Below are 17,827 nucleotides of genomic sequence, written 5' to 3'. Positions count from 1 at the left end.
GAAAATGTTATGGAAAATGGAGGAGAAAACATGCATCCGCAAATGATAGATATCGGAGTCAATTTGACGAACCGCTCGTTCCATAAGGATCGCGAGGAAGTCGTCGCACGGGCGGAGGAGGCGGGGGTTTTCCCGCTTATCATCACCGGAACCAGCGTCAGAAGCAGCGAGGAAGCCGCGCGGTATGCGGGACTTCGTCCCGGGAAGCTGTATGCGACGGCGGGCGTCCATCCCCATGACGTGAAGGAATGCGAAAGCGGCACGCTGGACCGGCTGCGCGAGCTGGCGTCGCTGCCCCAGGTGGTGGCCATCGGCGAATGCGGTTTGGATTACAACCGGGATTTTTCGCCGCGGGACGTGCAGCGCGAATGGTTCCGAAAGCAGGTCGAATTGGCGGAAGAGCTGGGAATGCCGCTGTTTTTGCATGAACGGGATGCGCATGCCGATTTTGCCGCCATCATGCGGGATTATCCGGACATGATCGCCAAATCGGTGGTGCACTGTTTTACCGGGTCGGGGGAAGAGCTTGAGGCGTATCTTGATATGGGCTTCCATATCGGGATTACCGGTTGGATTTGCGACGAGCGGCGCGGCCGGCATCTGCGCGACCTTGTGCAGCGAATTCCGCTGGATCGCCTCATGATCGAAACCGATGCGCCTTATCTTACGCCGCGGGACCTCAGACCGAAGCCGAAGGACGGAAGGAACGAGCCCGCTTTTCTTGCCCATATTGCCCGGGTGATCGCCTCCTGCATGGGAAAGGACGTGGAAGAGGTCGCCAGCGGCACGCTCCAGACGACCAAAGCTTTTTTCCGTATCCCGTAAAGCAATTTCCGATTCTTATATATTCGCGACGAGGCTCTGTTGTATAATGTGCTTTAGGACACGGAAGACAGGATCTTCCACATTTAAGAAGCAGGCGGGATGAGACACTTTGAGGCATGTTATCAAAAAAGGAATCACACTTCGGTTTACCATTTCGCTGCTGGTCATCACGGCGATTTTGCTTACGATGCTGACAAGCATTACGTCTGCCGTGCAGGTTAACCGTACTTCCTTGATCGACAATTATTTGAGCAAAAACGAAGCGTATTCGAAAAAGCTTGCGTCCAATACGAGCGAGCTGCTGAATACGATGCAGGAAAACATCCGGGCGATTGCCGACATTTCCGGCCGCGATGGCAGCATCACTCCCCAGATGTTCGATGATCTGTTCCAGGAAAACACCCAATATTTCAACTCGATCCTCATTGCCGACCACAACCGGGTGGTCCGGGCGATCAGTCCGCACACGACGGGAGTCATCGTGGGGGACAAGCTTTCCTCCGAACAGAGCATGAAGGCCGTAACCATGAAAAAACCTTTCGTTTCCGAACCTTACCGCGCAACGACGGGGCGGCTGATCATTCTCATATCGGCCCCGATCATTGATAAGAACGGGAACTATAAAGGATTCGTGGGAGGAACCATTTACCTGGAGGAAAAAAACGTGCTGAGCACGATGCTCAAGGAGCATTTTTTCGGCGACGGCACTTACGTGTACGTCGTGGAGGAAAACGGGGATTTGATTTTCCATCCGGAACAAAGGCGCGTCGGGCAGCAGGTCCTTCAAAATGAAGTCGTGCGGAAAGTGGTGTCGGGCGAGAGCGGCTCCCAAAAGGTCACGAATACCTTGGGCCGGGTTTTTCTGGCGGGGTATGCATACGAGCCAAGCAGCTCCTGGGGGATCATTTCGCAAACGCCGTATGAAGTCATCGACAAGCCGCTGCGTCATTTGGTCAACCGAATGCTGCTGTTTTCGCTGCCTTTCCTGATTTTGATTCTGGTCCTCGCTTGGTGGGTCGCAAGCCGGATTGCCAAGCCGCTTCATACGCTGGCGAAATTTTCGGATGAGGCGACCTTGAAGCCGGTGCCTGCCGAAGACATTCCCGACATAGATTCTTCTTATTACGAGGTCAGGTTGTTATCGCAAAGCGTCAAGATTGCGCTGCAAAACATGAACCAGGATTTGACGCATTTGCGGCATGAGGTCAACATCGATGAACTGACCGGTCTTGTCAACCGCAGGGGATTTGATAGCGTGCTGGCCGGCTGGCTGAAGAGCAACGTGCCGTTTGCGCTCATTTTGATCGATATCGACCATTTCAAGCAGGTGAACGATACGTACGGACATGTCATAGGGGATGAAGTGCTCCGCTATTTGGCGCGCCTGATGCAGCTGGTCGCCTCCGAAGAAGACGTTTGCTTCCGCTACGGCGGCGAGGAGTTCGGCATCCTGATCAGGCATTGCGGCCTGGGCCGGGCCAAAGATTTGGCGGACCGGCTGCGGGAGCAGCTGGCCGTGACGAAAAGCCCGACCGGGCAACCGATTACGATATCCGCCGGCATTTCGGCATCTCCGGCCCATGGCCATTCCGCCGAACAGCTTGTGATGCGGGCGGATGAGGCGCTGTACCATTCCAAAGAAAACGGCAGGGACCGGACGACGGTGAGCCGGGGGGCGTAGGCCTGGCTCACCTACCGCAAAACTTTGTGATTGTGAAAACGGCCATCATGTGTTAAGATGGAAACAATTAGAATGATCGGAGGGTTCGCGAAGTTATGATTAATATTAAATTCCGTTTTTTCTCTTTGTGCCGCTAATTGAATAGTGCTCAAAGGCTCTGCGCTGTGCAGGGCGAACGGGATTGGTATGCATATCTTCGGATGAACCCAATATCTTCATACGCGTGCCGTCTAGGCTGTTTCAGGCTGAGGCGCGCAAGGGTTGCAAAGGAGAGGCTTCGAAAGCCCCTCCTTTGCTGTTTTCAGGTACGCTTTACGGCTGCATTCGCGGCTGTTTTCCTGAACTTAAACGGATCGATGCGAATCCAAGGCCTTTTAGGCTTTTTTAGGCATGCGGCAGACCGCCGGGCAGCCGCTTGTTTCTCCGTTCGTCCCGAACCACAGGCAGCAGCCTGCGGTTTTTTGCGTTTTTTCGCCAATAATAATCACTTGGAGGGATTCCTATATGAAACAACCTGAATTGCTTGAAACGATCGATCAACGCGCCGTGCTCGTCGGCGTCAATTTGAACAACCAGCGGGATTTCGACTATTCGATGGAAGAGCTCGGCAACCTGGCCGAAGCCTGCGGCGTCGAGGTCGTGGGCCAACTGACGCAAAACATGGAGCGGGTCAACAAATCCCACTACATCGGCACGGGCAAAGTGGAGGAGCTCGCAGGTTTGTATAGAGGGCTCGAAGCCAACCTGATCATTTTTAACGACGAACTTTCCCCTTCCCAGCTGCGGAACCTCGAAGCCGACCTGGAATGCAAGGTCATCGATCGGACGATCCTCATTCTGGACATATTCGAAAAACGCGCCAAAACGCGCGAAGCTCAGCTTCAGGTCGAGGTGGCCCAGCTGCAGTACATGCTGCCGCGTCTTGTAGGTCTGCGCGAATCGCTGGGGCGGCAAAGCGGCGGCGTCGGCCTGAAAAACAGAGGGGCGGGGGAAACGAAGCTGGAGCTGGACCGCCGCCGGATCGAGGAAAAAATAACGGCGCTGAACAAAGAACTCGAGTCTTTGGTGTTCCAGCGCCAGACGCAGCGCAAAAAGCGCAAGAAAAACGAGCTGCCGGTCGTCTCGCTTGTCGGTTACACCAACGCGGGCAAATCGACGATCATGAACGCCATGATCGAGCGGTTCGGGGCGGCGGGAAGCGCCGAAGAAAAAAGCGTGTTCGAAAAGGATATGCTGTTCGCCACGCTCGAAACCTCCGTGCGGAACATTCAGCTCGAGGACAACAAAAGCTTCCTGCTCACCGACACCGTCGGTTTTGTCAGCAAGCTGCCGCATCATCTCGTCAAAGCTTTCCGTTCGACGCTCGAGGAGGTGGCCGAGGCGGATTTGCTGATCCATGTCGTGGATTATGCCAACGAAAAATACGAGCAGCTGATCGAAATCACGGAAAATACGCTGAAGGACATCGGCGTTACGGATATTCCGACCGTTTTTGCCTACAACAAATGCGATTTGGCAGGCCGGAACATTCCGGAGGTGCAGGAAAACGGGATATATCTGGCGGCAAAACCGCGAATCGGCATCGACGAGCTGGTTGATCTTATTAAAAGCTTCATTTTCAAGGATTACGTCCGGTGCGAAATGCTGATTCCTTATGACCAAGGCCAAGTGGTGTCTTATCTAAACGAGCACGCGGACATTCAAGCGACCGAATATGAAAACGAGGGGACCCGCCTTACGCTTGAATGCAGACAAAAGGATTATGATCGCTACCGCGAATACGTGATCGGCTAAAAATATGAAGGCCCGGATCGAGCGATGCTCGAACCGGGCCTTTTTTATGGAAAACGAACCGAAAATCCTTTATTTGTTGATCGTAAATTTTTTAATATTTTCTTCAAGGTCGCGGGACAGGCCCTTAAGCTGGGTCAGATAGCCGGCGACATCCTCGATCGTGGCAAGCTGCTCTTCGGCCGCGGCGGATACGTCCTGCGTAATGGCCGCGTTTTCTTCCGTAATGGCCGAAATATTGGTGAAGACGTCGGTCAATTCGTGGCGTTTTTCCACCATGACCTGGATATGCTCGTCCACTTCCGTCGTTTTATTCATCTGGCTGTTGACCGAGACCATGATTTCATGAAAGATCGATTCGGTTTCCCTCACGGCCTGCTCTTGGTCGGAAAACAGCTCGCGCGAAGTGCCGATGGCTTCCACCGCATTCGAGATTTGACCGTTTACGCTTGAAATGATATGGCTTATATTTTTGACGGCTGCGGCGGACTGCTCCGCGAGCTTGCGGATTTCCGCGGCGACCACCGAAAAACCCCGGCCGTGTTCGCCGGCTCTTGAAGCTTCGATGGCCGCGTTCAGCGCCAGCAGATTCGTTTGCGCCGAGATTTCCAGGATCGTGTCGAGGATCGTGCTGATTTCGCCGGCGCTGCCGCTGACCTGGGAAATGGCTTGGGCCGTTTCCTCCGAAGATTGGAGCGTACTGTTGAATTTGCCGACAAGCTCCTGAACAATAACGATGCCGCGCTGATTCAGTTCCCCGGTCCGGCGGGACAATTCGAGAATCTCTTGGGTCGAGGCGGTGACCCGATCGATGGCACCCCCGAGCTCTTCGACTTTTTCGGATCCCATCATTACCGTATTCGCCTCGTCGCTTGCCGCGGAAGAGAGCTGGATGATCGATTCGGTAATTTGCGCAGAGGCTTTTTGCGTCTGGTCCATGCTGTCCTTCAGGTTGAGCGCCGATTGAGAAACGATGTGCGCCGAACCTGAAATTTTGCCGATCATCTCTTGAATGTCCGTTTTCATCGCATTGATCGCCCTGAGCATGGCCCCCGTTTCGTTGCCTTTTTTCAGCATCGACTCCGGAATTTCGGTCGCCAGGTTGCCGCTGCCGATTTGCTGCAAATAATGCACCGACGCATTCAGCGGTTTAGCGATCGCCCTCGAAATAAACAGCGAAATCGCAATGACGATGACCACGATGATGAGCATGACCAAATAAATGATGCGCTGGATTTCCTTCGTGGACTCGGCGATCTCGCTTTTGTCCATCATCGCGATGTATTTCCAGTGCGTTTCCGGCGAAACGTAGACGTTGACGGTGTAGCTTTTGCCGTTCAACGAGACTTCGAAATGCTTGTCCGTCATCTTGTCGATATCGGCGAACGCTTTGACGTTCAAATCCTTCAGCGTTTTGAAATTCGTTTCCGGGTTTTTAGGATTCGCCAGAATCGTTCCGGTTTCATCCGTCAGAATGACGTAGCCGGTTTCCCCGATTTTAATGTTGTTGATCGTTTGGGTGAGCGCCTCCAGGCTGACGTCCACGCCTTGAACGCCCACGACGTTGCCTGCTTTGTCTTTAATGGTCACCGAAGAGCTCACGATCGGCACGTTGCCTGTAAACGAAGCGTATGCGCCCGTACGTTTGACCTTATCCGGATTTTCGATCGCCTGCGTATACCATGCTCTCGTTCTCGGATCGTATTTGTCTTTGGAGGTTCCCTCCGGCCATTGGATGTATCCGCCCTCCTTCGTGCCCAGATAAATGTAGGAGATGCTCGGATGCGTCTTGGCGTAGTTCACATACAGATTGTATATTTCCGATTCGATCCCGGGCTTTTGCGAAGGCGTCATTTGGATCGTTCCGTCTTTGCCTACCGCGTTGACGTATGAAGTAATCGAACCGTCGATTTGCTGCACGAGCGGGTTTTTAGCGAAATATTCGACCGATTCGTTGACGGTGCTGAAATAGAGGTTCATGGCTCCGCTGACCTGCATGATTTCCTTCCGGGTCGCGTCGTAGAAATTCTTCTCCATGTCCCCCGTGACTTTCTGGTTGATGGCAAAACCCAGCGACAACGTGGACAGCAGGACAAGCGCCACCATCGTGACCAGGAACTGCATCTTTAAATTCCACTGCAATTTCTTTCTCAAGTTGTTTCTCTCCTCCATGTGCAGGAAGCCGCAAATTTCGAATCTTGCAACATCCCTGTGTTTTAAGCATGAATATTTTTCTCTCTGGGATATATATCGGCAGGTATCGAAGTTTTGTTAAATTTTGTCGAAAAACGCATCGGATAATCAGGACTTTTGTCTATTGCTATTCAATAAACGTAGGTAAATAACGATAAATAGGTTGGGAGAGAAATCATGCTGTAAGAACTACGGCCAATGACAAAAGACATCAGGAGGTATGACAACGTGAGAAAAAAGCATTTTCATTTCAAAGCGCTGCTGGCCATTTTGCTCGTGACGGCCCTGCTGCCATGGAACCAAGCACACGCGGAAGCTTCAGAAAAACCGGCGTTTGATCCGTTCGAAAAAAGCATCGACGAAATCGCAAACGCTTTGGATACGAACCAAATCACTTCCGAGGAGCTGGTCGAATACTATCTGAAACGCATCGAGGCCTTCGACAAGCAAGGTCCCGCCATCAATTCCATCATTACGGTCAACGACAAAGCCTTGGAGACCGCCAAAAAGCTGGATGCGGAGCGCAAAACGAAAGGGCCGAGAAGCAAGCTTCACGGCATTCCGTTTGTCGTCAAAGACAATTTCGACGTGGTCGGCATGCCGACGACGGCCGGATCGGTAGCCCTGAAAAACGACTACCCGTCCAAAAACGCGTTTACCGTGCAAAAATTGATCGACGCAGGGGCGATCGTCATCGCCAAAACGAACATGTCCGAGCTTGCCGCTTCCTACGGCCGATTGGGATACAGCTCGATGGGAGGCTTGACGCTCAACCCGTATAACCTGAACCGCGACGCTTCCGGTTCCAGCAGCGGCAGCGCCGCGGCGGTCGCGGCCAACTTTGCCGTTTTCGGTCTGGGAACCGATACGTCCGGTTCGGTTCGCGGCCCGGCCAACGTTACCGGTCTTGTGGGCATTCGCCCGACGCTTGGGCTGACCAGCCGCAGCGGCGTCGTGCCGTCCGCCCTGTCGCTTGACGTGACGGGACCGCTGGCGCGAAGCGTGAAGGACGCCGGCATCGTGCTGAGCGTCATGGCGGGAACGGACAAAAACGACAAAGCAACCCAAACCGCCCATCGTGTCGTGCAGAATTACGCAAAATCCCTGGATGCTTCCTCGCTGAAGCATGCGCGCATCGGCGTAGCCACCGATTTCTTCGGCGACAATGCCGAGGTCGATTCCATCACGAAACAAGCGATCGCCAAAATGCAAAGCATGGGAGCCGTCGCCGTGCCGGTATCGTATTCCGCCCAGACGAAATATTTGTGGACGCCGATTCTCGGGCCTGTAGGCGATGCGGAATTCAAAACCCAATTCGAAAAATATTTGGGCATGCTGCCTGCCGGCGGACCGAAAACGCTGCAGGAAGTCATCGCCATCAGCGAGTCGCCCGAGGTGATGAATTCGGCGACGCCGGTCAACCCGGCACGTCTTGAAGGCCTCAAAACGGCACTTGCCAAAGCCGACACGTTGAATTCGAAAGAATACAAAAAACTCGTGCACCAAGAAATTCCCAAAACGCGCAAAGAAATCATGGACATCATGAAAAAGAACAAGCTGGATGCGATCGTATTCCCGACGATGTCCTGCCCGGCATCCAACCGGTTCGACAAAGAAGACCCGACCTACGTATGTACCGCGTACGACACCTACGCTGCAAGTTACGTTGCGTCGGCAACCGGATTCCCTGAAGTCACCGTCCCTGCGGGTACCGTGGAAGCGGGCGTGCCGGTAGGCATTTCATTCTTCGGACCGGCATACAGCGAACAAAAGCTGCTGAACCTGGCTTATGCCTTCGAACAAGCAACGAAAGCAAGAACGGTTCCGCAAAACACGCCGAAACTGCCATAACGAAAAGGGCAGCCCTTGCATTCCGTCCTTCTCTCCCGTCGATGAAGCAGGCGGATGCAATGCACCTGCCCCGTAAAACGGCGCCATCGAAGCCGTCCCGCAAACTGCGGGGCGGTTTTTGGCGTTGGACGAGACGGCCGGAAGGGTTGAAACGGAGGAATTCGGGTAATGAAATGTAATAGAAGGACCGTCCGTCACGGATATCCGGGCTGGATCAGGGAATATTAGGCATTGAAAAGAAACAGCGAGGTGAATGATGCATGGCAGCACCGGAGCAGCACGTCAAGCTGCATGGATTCAACAATCTGACGAAGTCGTTGGCCTTCAACATGTACGATATCTGCTATACCCGGACCAAGGATGAGCGGGAAGCGTACCTTGAATATATCGACGAGCAGTATAACGCGGAACGTTTGACGGCCATTTTAAAACAGGTTTCGGACATTATCGGCGCCCATGTGCTGAACATCGCCAAACAGGATTACGTCCCCCAAGGCGCGAGCGTCACGATTCTCGTATCGGAGGGGCCCGTGGTGGAGGTGCCGAAGGAGTCGTATGCGGAATCGCCGGGGCCGCTGCCCGAATCGGTCGTCATGTCGCTCGACAAAAGCCACATTACGGTCCACACGTACCCCGAATATCATCCGGATGACGGGATCAGCACGTTCCGTGCCGATATCGACGTATCCACCTGCGGGGAAATTTCGCCGCTGAAGGCGCTGAATTATTTGATCCATTCCTTCGACACCGACATCATGACGATCGATTACCGGGTGCGGGGGTTTACGAGGGATATTACGGGGCATAAGCTGTTTATCGACCACGACATCAATTCGATCCAGAATTACATCCCGGATAACGTCAAAGACCTCTACCACATGATCGACGTCAACGTCTACCCGGAGCATATATTTCATACCAAATGCAAGCTGAAAAAGTTCGACCTGGACAACTATTTGTTCGGATATACCAAGGACGGATTAAGCGAACGGGAGCAGAAGGAAATCACGGAACGGATCACGCAGGAGATGGATGAAATTTATTACGGCAAAAACATGAGCTGAGGAATCGTTTCCTCGGCTTTTTTTGTGCGGAAGCGGGGGGCGCTGCAGACAAATCATGTGTTAAGGTTTGCTTGAACGACGACTTGGTCCTTCCGCAAGGGTTTTTGCGAAATGTCATCCGGCCGCCCATAGGCTCATACGATGGAAATTAGGCCGATTTTAATATGGACTTTAGGTCTTGTTTTTCGGCTGCGAGTGGTCATAATTTCCTGATTTTTTCAAGAAACTGGATTAATGGTAGGGAATCATGTTTAATTTTTTAGAAAAAGGGTTAGAGAGGACTGATGGTTATTTCTCGCTTATTCCGGTCTATCGCTCTTATGCTGTTTACGATCGTTTTATTGGGAGGTTGTCAAAGCGTGAACAAATCGGAAAACGACGGCCAAATGCAGGAGGCCAAAAACCTCGCCATCCAGTATTTCAAGGATGAATACGGACTGGACGTGGAAATCACGGATCAGGAAAAATTGGACGAATACATAACGCCAAAAATTACGATGAAAGGCCACGTCAAAGGCAAGCCGGAGGAAAGCTTCAACATCGCGGTCGATTACGAGGACAAAAAAACGACCAACTTCGTCATGAGCCCGGAGCTTGAAAAGGCCATTCGCGCCAAAGGGATCGATCCCTTCGCGAAAAAGGATGCGTCCAACTAGGACGCGGTCACGTTCGGATGAACCGAGGGGGGAGGAGCACGTTTGAGCAAAGGATCTGAAATCACGGACGAAATGTATAAAACCATGTCGGATCTCGCCTACTCCGATTTGAAAAAAGGGAGCAAGCCGCAGGAGCTGCCGGGCTGGGAAGTGCTGGAGGATGCTGCCAACGACGATTCTTCGGGGTTTGACGCGGTCACGTTTTACAACCCGGAAACGAAGCAGGCGGTCATCGCTTACCGCGGAACGGAAGGCGGCAAACCGTTAAAGGATGCGTTGCCGGACTACGTGACCGACGGGGGCATCGGCCTGCGGGAGCTGGATCGGAAATTGGACAAAAGCTTCGAGGTTAAAATGCCCTGGGACGACAAGGTGCAGCAAGTCGAAGATAATCTGGGCATTACCAAGGCCAAAGATTGGTTGGGCGATGCCGGCAAAGCCGTGGACAAATTTTTTGACGGCGACAAGCAGCTGTATCAGGCCGAAGATTACGCCAATGAAATGAAAAGCAAATACAAAGATTTGAATTTTTCGTTGACGGGACATTCGCTTGGAGGCGCCAATGCGCAGTATGCCGCGGCTTATACCGGATTATCGGCGGTCACGTTCAGCGCGCCTTCCGTTATGGGGAGCTTGACCAGCAGCGCCAGACGCAAAGCCGAAAACGGGGAATTCGATTCGCAAATCATCAATTACGCCCATCCCGGCGATATCATCGCCAGCGGCACCTTGGGAGGTTACGACCGGCACGTCGGCTCGACGTATTACATCGACTCCAACTACGAGGATGCCAACGAGGGGGTCGGCGTCATCGACAAGATCAAAAACACGCTGGGCGGTCCTTATTACCATGGCCTGAAACGCTACAAATTCGACGAGAACGGATATATCGACAACAAACTGTATCACGGGGAAACCGGAGAATATGTCGGAGGATCGCCGCGGGCGCCGCTGTCTTTGGCCGAGGCGCTCGGGATACCAAGCGCCTTTATGGGGCCGATCGGGCTCGCGATGGGAACGGGACTCGCGGCGGCCATGAGCGCGGGCAAAGGCATGATCCGCGTGACGCCGGAGGAGCTGAAAAGCGTCGCCGAAAAATGGAGCCAAAACGCCCAGCAGATCAGCTCCGATATGCAGGCGGTCAGGGCAAAGCTGATGAAATATACCCAGTCCAGCCACAGCCGCAGGCTGCAGCCGATCGTGGCGCAGCTGGACGCTTCGGTCAGCGGGCTGACGAAATGGCATGTCGAGCAGACGACGCAGTTTCTCACGTTCATCAAATCGAAGGCCGAGCAATTCCGTCAGGCCGATGCTTCCGGCCCGTAATTGATGCAATAAGCTTTCGAAGCGGAGGGATAACATGAGCGAAATCCTTGTAGAGCTGGTCGATCTGGAGCAGGCGGAGCGGGAACTGAGCTGGCTGCTTGCCCGTATTCAGGCCGACGAGCAGGAAGCCCGAAGCCTGTACGCCAGGCTTAGCGATTGGAACGGGCAATCGGCGAACGTGACGCGCGAATACGTGGAAGCCTTTTTTACCGGATTGGCCACACGGGTGCGGGCGATCGAGCAGCAAAAAGCGGAGCTGATCCGGTACATGCAGGTCATGAAGCAAACGGATCAAATGAGATAACGGGAAGAGGGGACGTCGTATTCCATGGGGAGTGCGGCGTTTTTCTTTTTTTATTCAGATGGATAAAATTGTAAAAGAACCCGCGTATATATCCCTTATTCCACCGAATTGCTCGAAAAAACATTCCGGCAGCCCTTCGCAGGATATAAATGATGTTCGTATGGAGTCTGAACGCGAAAAGGACTGCTCCGGGAATTTCCTAGGAACAGTCCTTTTTAGGGCCGGGATTTCGGGGATTGCCCAATGATTGCAAAAAACGTGCGGATGCGGGCTCACGTAATCCGTTTTCGGAGCCAGCCCGATACCAGATCCGTCAATACGACAAGCGCGATAATGCCGAGCAATATGATGCCGACCCGGTTCCAGTTCCGAACCTGGAGCGCAAAGATCAGCGGCGTCCCGATGCCGCCCGCGCCGACCAGGCCAAGCGTCGTGGCCGAGCGGATGTTGATTTCGAAGCGGTACAGCGAATAAGAAAGAAACTGCGGGATCACCTGCGGCAGCACCGCGTAACGAAGGACCTGAAGGCGGTTGGCGCCGGAGGCGATCAACGCTTCCTGCGGCCCGCGGTCGATGTTTTCGATCGTTTCCGAATACAGCTTGCCGAGCATGCCCACCGAGTGGATGCCCAGCGCGAGGACGCCGGCAAAGGAGCCGGGCCCGACCGCTTTGATGAACAAAATCGCGACGATGATCTCCGGGAACACGCGGATGACGCTCAGCGCGATTTTGCCGCTGCCGGAGACGGCAAGCCGCCTGCTCATGTTCGTGGACGCCCAAAAAGCGAACGGAATGCAAACGACGGCGGCGACCACCGTCCCGAGAATGGAAATGACCAGCGTATCCAGCAGCCCCCGAAGCAAATCCTCTCCCTCCGGTATATAGACGAAGGACCAGTCCGGGTGCAGGAATCCCTGCAGGATGGACTTGGACACGGTCCCCGCCGTACCCTGAATCCCTTCAAAACGAATTCCCTGGATCGACCAGTAATAAACCGCGATTACGATCAAGGCGGTCAGCGCGAAACGAATCCGCGCACGGAACGCGGAGCCGGAAGCTTTTCCGGTCACGGGCGTCGTGTTTGATTTCATAGCAGTTTCCTCCGGATCATCGTACTTCCGTAATCGATGACGAGCACGATCGCAAGCGTCAGCAAAATAATGATCGCGGCCCGGTCATAACGGAACAAGCCGAGCGAACGGTCGAGCAGCAGGCCGATGCCTCCGGCCCCGACAAGTCCGAGAACAGCTGCTGCCCGCACGTTGACTTCAAAGGTATAAAGCAGGTAGGACATGAAATAAGGCAGAGCCTGGGGCACGACGCCGTACATAATGATCTGCAGCCGGTTGGCGCCCACGGCGGTCATCGCTTCAAGCGGGCCGGGATCGATGGCTTCGATCGCTTCGAAGGTCAGCTTGGCGATGATTCCGAACGAGAAAAACACGAGCGCCAGCATGCCTGCAAACGGCCCGATGCCAAATACCGCAACAAAAATGGCGGCAAACAGCAAATCGGGAATGGTACGGACCAAGTTGAGCACCATCCGCGTCGGCAGGGAAACCCAGCGGCTGACGCCCAAATTGGAAGCGCAGAGCAGGGCAACCGGAACGGCGAGCAAAGCGCCAAGCGTCGTGCCCAGAATGGCGATCTGCAAGGTTTCCATCATCGGTCCCCAGATCGTGGGCAGGTAGCTCCAATCCGGCGGAAACATTTCCTGCAGGAGGCTCCCCATTTGCGGCAAGCCGACGATCAGCTGATACGGGGTCGCTTCCGTCCGCACCGAACAGGCAATGATGACGGCGGCAAGAATGATCCATCCGGCAATTTGCTTGTATTTTCGCGGCGGCTCCATGCCGGAAGCGGCCGGATTCAGCGAAGCGGGAGAAACGGTCGTTTTCATCATGCTCCTCCCAGCAGCTCGTCCTGCTGCACGGGACGGCCGTAAATTTCGGCAAAGGCTTCGTCGGTCGCTTCTTCCGGCGTGCCGTCGAACACCACTTCCCCCGCGCGAAGGCCGATGATCCGCGTCGCGTATTCCCGGGCGAGGTCGATGAAATGCAAATTGATGACCGTGGTGATGTTCATGTCCCGGTTGATCCGCTTCAAGTCTTCCATGACCTGGCGCGTGGTGAGCGGGTCCAGCGAAGCGACGGGTTCGTCCGCCAAAATGACCCGGGCTTCCTGCGCAAGCGCCCGCGCGATCGAGACGCGCTGCTGCTGCCCGCCCGAGAGCTGGTCGGAGCGCACGTATGCTTTTTCCCGGATGTTGACCCGCTGCAGCGCATCAAGGGACAGCTCCACGTCCTGTTTCGGAAACCAGCCGAGCAGGGTGCGGAGCGTGGAATGATAGCCGACCCGTCCGGACAACACGTTCCGGATGACGGTCGAACGTTTGACCAGGTTGAAGCTTTGGAAAATCATGCCGATATCGCGCCGGATGCGGCGGAGCTGGCTGCCGGAGGCGCGGGTCACCGATTGGCCGTTCACCCGGATGTCTCCCGAGGAAATATCCGTCAGGCGGTTGATGCTCCGCAAAAAGGTGGATTTACCCGCACCGGACAGGCCGACGATGACGACAAGTTCTCCTTCGCGGATGGTGAGGTTGATATTGCGGAGTCCAACCGTTCCGTTGGCATAAACCTTCGTTACGTTATCGAATTCGATCATGGCGAACCAACTTTCTGTAATGGGTTTGAATGGAAATGCGTTCCGGCGTCTGCAATGGGAAACAACACCGCCATCGACTTCATGGACGGTGCTGCCCGATAGAAAGGTATGGATATGCCGGAACAGTCGGCGTTACTTGATTTCCTGGCCTACGACCTCGGCGTATTCGCGGACTGATTCGAAGTTTTTGTCGTCGCCCGGGGCGTAACCTACATGCGTATAGATGTCCTTGATGATTTTGGCGCCTTCTTCATCGTTCGTAATATCGATAAATGCCTGGCTGATTTTATCCCTCCAGCTTTGGTCCATGTCGCTGCGGACGCTGACGGTATCGTTCGGGATTTTGGCGGTGTAATGGAGGACGCGGGTTTTCTCGAATACGTCGGGCACGTCCTTTTTCACCGTATTGCGGGCATCCTGGAAGACGGCGACGGCGTCTACCTGACCGTTCAAAAGCGCCATGATGGCCGCGTCATGCCCTTTGATCGTTACGCCCTGCACGTCCTTGTCCGGGTCGATGCCTTCTTTTTTCAGCTCGGCCGCCGGGAAGACGTAACCTGCGGAGGAAGTGACGTTCTGCCAGCCGATTTTTTTGCCTTTCAGGTCTTTCAGGCTTTGGATCGGGGAATCTTTTTTCACGACAATCATCGCTTTGTAGAAGTCGACTTTTTCGGTCGTGTCCTCGCCGGTTTCGTCCTTGATGCCGTAACGCTGCGCCTGCAGCAGAAGGTCGGCCGCTTTTTTGTTGTCATGGGCCAGCACGTAAGCGTTCGGCGGCAGGAAGCCGACGTCGACCTGCTTGGAAGCCATCGCTTCGACGATGGTGTTGTAATCCGGCGATACGGTAACGTGAACCGGAATGCCCAGCTTGTCCCCGAGCAGTTTCTCGAGCGGTTTGGTTTTGGCTTCAAGCGTATCGGCATTTTGGGACGGCACGAACTGAACGTTCAGCTCTTTCGGCACATAGCCGGAAGATGCCGCTTCCGCGGTGCCCGAAGCCGCGTCTCCGCTGCCGTTGCCGGCGCTTTTGGAGCCGCATGCGGCAAGGCTGGCTGCAAGCGCCAGCGTCATGCCGATCGCAAGTACTTTTTTAAACATGATGGTCCCCTCCAGAATTTTTCTATGGTTTTTCGGCCGGAGCATGCCGTCCGACAGGAATGAGCGTAACATAGGCGCGGGAAACAAGGGTTAACGGAAAGGGCGACTTTTGTTGATTGGCCGTAAAATATCCGCCCGATCCGCCGCATTTCTGGTCCCGGGGCGGCCGCGAATCTGTCCCTATATATGGTAAAAAACCGTAATCGGCGATTTTACCCCCGTTTAATATGCGGACGGTATAATGGGCGTAGCCAGGATCGAATGGAGAGGCGAAAAGGAGTGGTGAACGTGAATGGCATTCCGAATACGCAGGCGGACGGCTTGGGAAGAAACGCCGAGCCGTCCATCGAGCTGCGGATTATGTCCACGACGGACGTGCATGCTTGTTTGATGGACTACGATTATTACCGGGACCGGAAGGATGCCGCGGTCGGATTGGTCCGGACGGCGACCTTGGTGAAGCGGGCCAGGGCGGAAGCAGCAAACGCGCTGCTGACAGACAACGGGGATTTGATTCAAGGCACGCCGCTCGGCACGTTTGCCGCGCGGGTCGATCCGGACCGGCTCAAGGCGGGGGACTGGATTCACCCGGCGATTCGCGCCATGAACGCGATGGGATATGATGCGGCCACGTTCGGCAACCATGAATTCAATTACGGGTTGGAATATTTGGACCAAGTCGTCGCGGGAGCTTCCTTTCCTTACGTCAACGCCAATATATACGTGCATGAAGCGGAAGCGGGGAGGAAATTTGCCGTCAACCGCTACCGGCCGTACGTCATTTTGACGAAAACCTGCGTAGACGGGATGGGGCGGTCGCATGAGATCCGGATCGGTCTCATCGGTTTCGCGCCTACGCAAATTCTGGACTGGGACCAGGGCCACTTGGCCGGAAAAGTGCAGGTCAAAGACATGGTCCTGTCGGCGCTTGAATGGGTTCCGGCTATGAAAGAGGAGGGAGCGGACGTCATTGTTGCGCTGGCGCATACCGGTTTTGACGCCGGCGTATCCTTGAAGGATCACGATGCCGAAAACGCGGTGCTGCCCCTCAGCCTGGTGCCGGGGATTGACGCCATCGCGTTTTCCCATACGCATCGGACGTTCCCGGCAAGGGATTTCGCTTCCTTGGACGCTTCCTTTAAACATGCGGACGGAACGCCGCTGCCGGCGGTCGACTGGCAGGAGGGGACCATCAACGGATTGCCGGCGGTGCAGGCCGGATATAGCGGGGCGATGCTCGGAATCATCGATTTGACGCTCCGGCAGCTGGACGGAAAATGGCAGGCGGTGCATGGAAAAGCGATGGTACGGGAGATTTGCGACGGGACGGAGGGCAGCGAGTCCGCGGAACCCGATGCCGAAATCGCCGCGCTGCTGCAGCAGGCGCATCAACAAACGGTTGCTTATGCCAACGCCCCCATCGGCCGGACCGAGGTTCCTTTGCATACGTATTTTTCCTTGGTGCATGCGGATGCTTCCGTGCAGCTGCTGAATCATGCCCAAAGGGATTACGCCCGCCGGAGGATCGCTTCGCTTGCGCCGGATCTGCGGCATCTCCCCGTGCTTGCGGCCTCGTCGCCGTTCAAAGCCGGACGGAACGGCCCGAACGATTATGCGGAGATTCCGCCCGGACCGATTGCCATCCGCAGCGCTTCGGAGCTGTATTTGTTCGAAAATACCGTCAAGGCCGTCAAATTGAGCGGTGCCGCCCTGAAAGAATGGCTTGAGTTCTCGGCGGGAATCTACAATCTCATCGACCCGGACGAAACCTCGGAGCAGCCTCTTCTGAACCCGGCGTTTCCCGCCTTCAACTTTGACGTGATCGGCGGCGTTACGTATCGCGTAAACGTCGCCCGGCCGGCAAAATACGGCCCCGACGGCACGCTGCTGAACCCGGACGCGAGCCGGATCGAAGACTTGCGGCATGAAGGGGTCCCGGTGGACCCGGGGCAGCCGTTGATCGTGGTCACAAGCAATTACCGCGTGTCCAGCGGCATCGTGCCGGGCCTGCGCGAAGCGGAACTGGTGCTCGACTCGGCGGACGAAAACCGTCAGGCGCTGATCGATTATATTGCGGAGCAAGGCTGCCTCGTCGCGGAACCGGAGGAAAACTGGAGTTTCAGCCCTATCGGGAAACCGGTCAACGTCATCTTCGCAGGTTCGCCCGAGGCGGCCCGATACGTGAAGGACTTTCCGGGGATCGCGCATACGGGGCGGACCGACGCTCGCGGGTATGGCCTATACCGCATCGATTTGGCCGCGGATCTGTCGGAAACGTCCATGCCTTCCGGGCCAAAGCCGGTTCGCCAACAACATACGAAATCCGACGGATTGCGCCGCTTTTCATATTTGCCATAGTGATCCGCTCCCA

The 17,827-nt window shown here is 55.0% G+C and carries 14 protein-coding genes; 9 read left to right on the top strand and 5 right to left on the bottom strand.

Going from position 1 to position 17,827, the window contains the following annotated elements:
* The first annotated feature begins 30 nt into the window (after window positions 1-30).
* From AC27KL_RS14285 to hflX, 3 genes are all read left to right on the top strand, one after another.
* The gene (locus tag AC27KL_RS14285) at window positions 31-825 is read left to right on the top strand and encodes a TatD family hydrolase (protein WP_339323682.1); all 795 of its coding nucleotides are present in this window, start codon (window positions 31-33) and stop codon (window positions 823-825) included.
* A 109-nt stretch (window positions 826-934) separates the two neighbouring features.
* Entirely contained in the window at window positions 935-2,506 is a 1,572-nt protein-coding gene (locus AC27KL_RS14280) for a sensor domain-containing diguanylate cyclase (RefSeq protein WP_487170115.1), read from the top strand.
* 504 nt (window positions 2,507-3,010) lie between these two features.
* Window positions 3,011-4,300 (top strand): GTPase HflX, encoded by a 1,290-nt coding sequence (gene hflX, locus AC27KL_RS14275; RefSeq protein ID WP_487170114.1) that lies wholly within the window; start codon window positions 3,011-3,013, stop codon window positions 4,298-4,300.
* 69 nt (window positions 4,301-4,369) lie between these two features.
* Here hflX and AC27KL_RS14270 read toward each other — a convergent pair whose 3' ends face one another.
* A complete protein-coding gene (locus tag AC27KL_RS14270) occupies window positions 4,370-6,451 on the bottom strand; it encodes a methyl-accepting chemotaxis protein (protein ID WP_487170113.1) in 2,082 nt (693 codons plus the stop codon).
* A 267-nt stretch (window positions 6,452-6,718) separates the two neighbouring features.
* On the opposite strand from AC27KL_RS14270, the gene AC27KL_RS14265 reads away from it, so the two are divergent.
* The 5 genes from AC27KL_RS14265 (at window position 6,719) to AC27KL_RS14245 (ending at window position 11,691) form a co-directional block, all read left to right on the top strand.
* A complete protein-coding gene (locus tag AC27KL_RS14265) occupies window positions 6,719-8,341 on the top strand; it encodes an amidase family protein (RefSeq protein ID WP_487170112.1) in 1,623 nt (540 codons plus the stop codon).
* Between the two features lie 260 nt (window positions 8,342-8,601).
* Window positions 8,602-9,405: an adenosylmethionine decarboxylase gene (speD, locus tag AC27KL_RS14260; protein WP_487170111.1), complete on the top strand. Its 804-nt coding sequence runs from the start codon at window positions 8,602-8,604 to the stop codon at window positions 9,403-9,405.
* Between the two features lie 359 nt (window positions 9,406-9,764).
* A complete protein-coding gene (locus tag AC27KL_RS14255; protein WP_156124631.1) occupies window positions 9,765-10,061 on the top strand; it encodes a hypothetical protein in 297 nt (98 codons plus the stop codon).
* 72 nt (window positions 10,062-10,133) lie between these two features.
* Complete coding sequence (locus tag AC27KL_RS14250) at window positions 10,134-11,387, top strand: Tle-like phospholipase domain-containing protein (RefSeq protein ID WP_487170139.1); 1,254 nt, start codon at window positions 10,134-10,136, stop codon at window positions 11,385-11,387.
* A gap of 34 nt (window positions 11,388-11,421) precedes the next feature.
* Window positions 11,422-11,691, top strand: coding sequence for a hypothetical protein (locus AC27KL_RS14245; RefSeq protein ID WP_339323689.1), 270 nt, complete (start codon window positions 11,422-11,424; stop codon window positions 11,689-11,691).
* A 272-nt stretch (window positions 11,692-11,963) separates the two neighbouring features.
* On the opposite strand, the gene phnE (AC27KL_RS14240) is transcribed toward AC27KL_RS14245, so the two are convergent.
* The 4 genes from phnE (AC27KL_RS14240) to AC27KL_RS14225 form a co-directional block, all read right to left on the bottom strand.
* A complete protein-coding gene (gene phnE / locus AC27KL_RS14240) occupies window positions 11,964-12,782 on the bottom strand; it encodes a phosphonate ABC transporter, permease protein PhnE (RefSeq protein ID WP_052147120.1) in 819 nt (272 codons plus the stop codon).
* Complete coding sequence (phnE, locus tag AC27KL_RS14235; RefSeq protein ID WP_487170110.1) at window positions 12,779-13,594, bottom strand: phosphonate ABC transporter, permease protein PhnE; 816 nt, start codon at window positions 13,592-13,594, stop codon at window positions 12,779-12,781. The genes phnE (AC27KL_RS14240) and phnE (AC27KL_RS14235) overlap by 4 nt, the downstream gene beginning before the upstream one ends.
* Entirely contained in the window at window positions 13,591-14,358 is a 768-nt protein-coding gene (gene phnC, locus AC27KL_RS14230; RefSeq protein WP_036712191.1) for a phosphonate ABC transporter ATP-binding protein, read from the bottom strand. Before phnC ends, phnE (AC27KL_RS14235) begins: the two co-directional genes overlap by 4 nt.
* Window positions 14,359-14,490: 132 nt before the next feature.
* Window positions 14,491-15,456 (bottom strand): phosphate/phosphite/phosphonate ABC transporter substrate-binding protein, encoded by a 966-nt coding sequence (locus AC27KL_RS14225; RefSeq protein WP_339323692.1) that lies wholly within the window; start codon window positions 15,454-15,456, stop codon window positions 14,491-14,493.
* A gap of 279 nt (window positions 15,457-15,735) precedes the next feature.
* On the opposite strand from AC27KL_RS14225, the gene AC27KL_RS14220 reads away from it, so the two are divergent.
* Window positions 15,736-17,814, top strand: coding sequence for a bifunctional 2',3'-cyclic-nucleotide 2'-phosphodiesterase/3'-nucleotidase (locus AC27KL_RS14220; RefSeq protein ID WP_487170109.1), 2,079 nt, complete (start codon window positions 15,736-15,738; stop codon window positions 17,812-17,814).
* The last annotated feature ends 13 nt before the right edge of the window (window positions 17,815-17,827 follow it).

The sequence above is a fragment of the Paenibacillus sp. YAE3 genome (assembly GCF_057546105.1).
The sequence above is the reverse complement of the archived record's forward strand: the minus strand, read 5'-3'. Positions and strand labels throughout refer to the sequence as shown.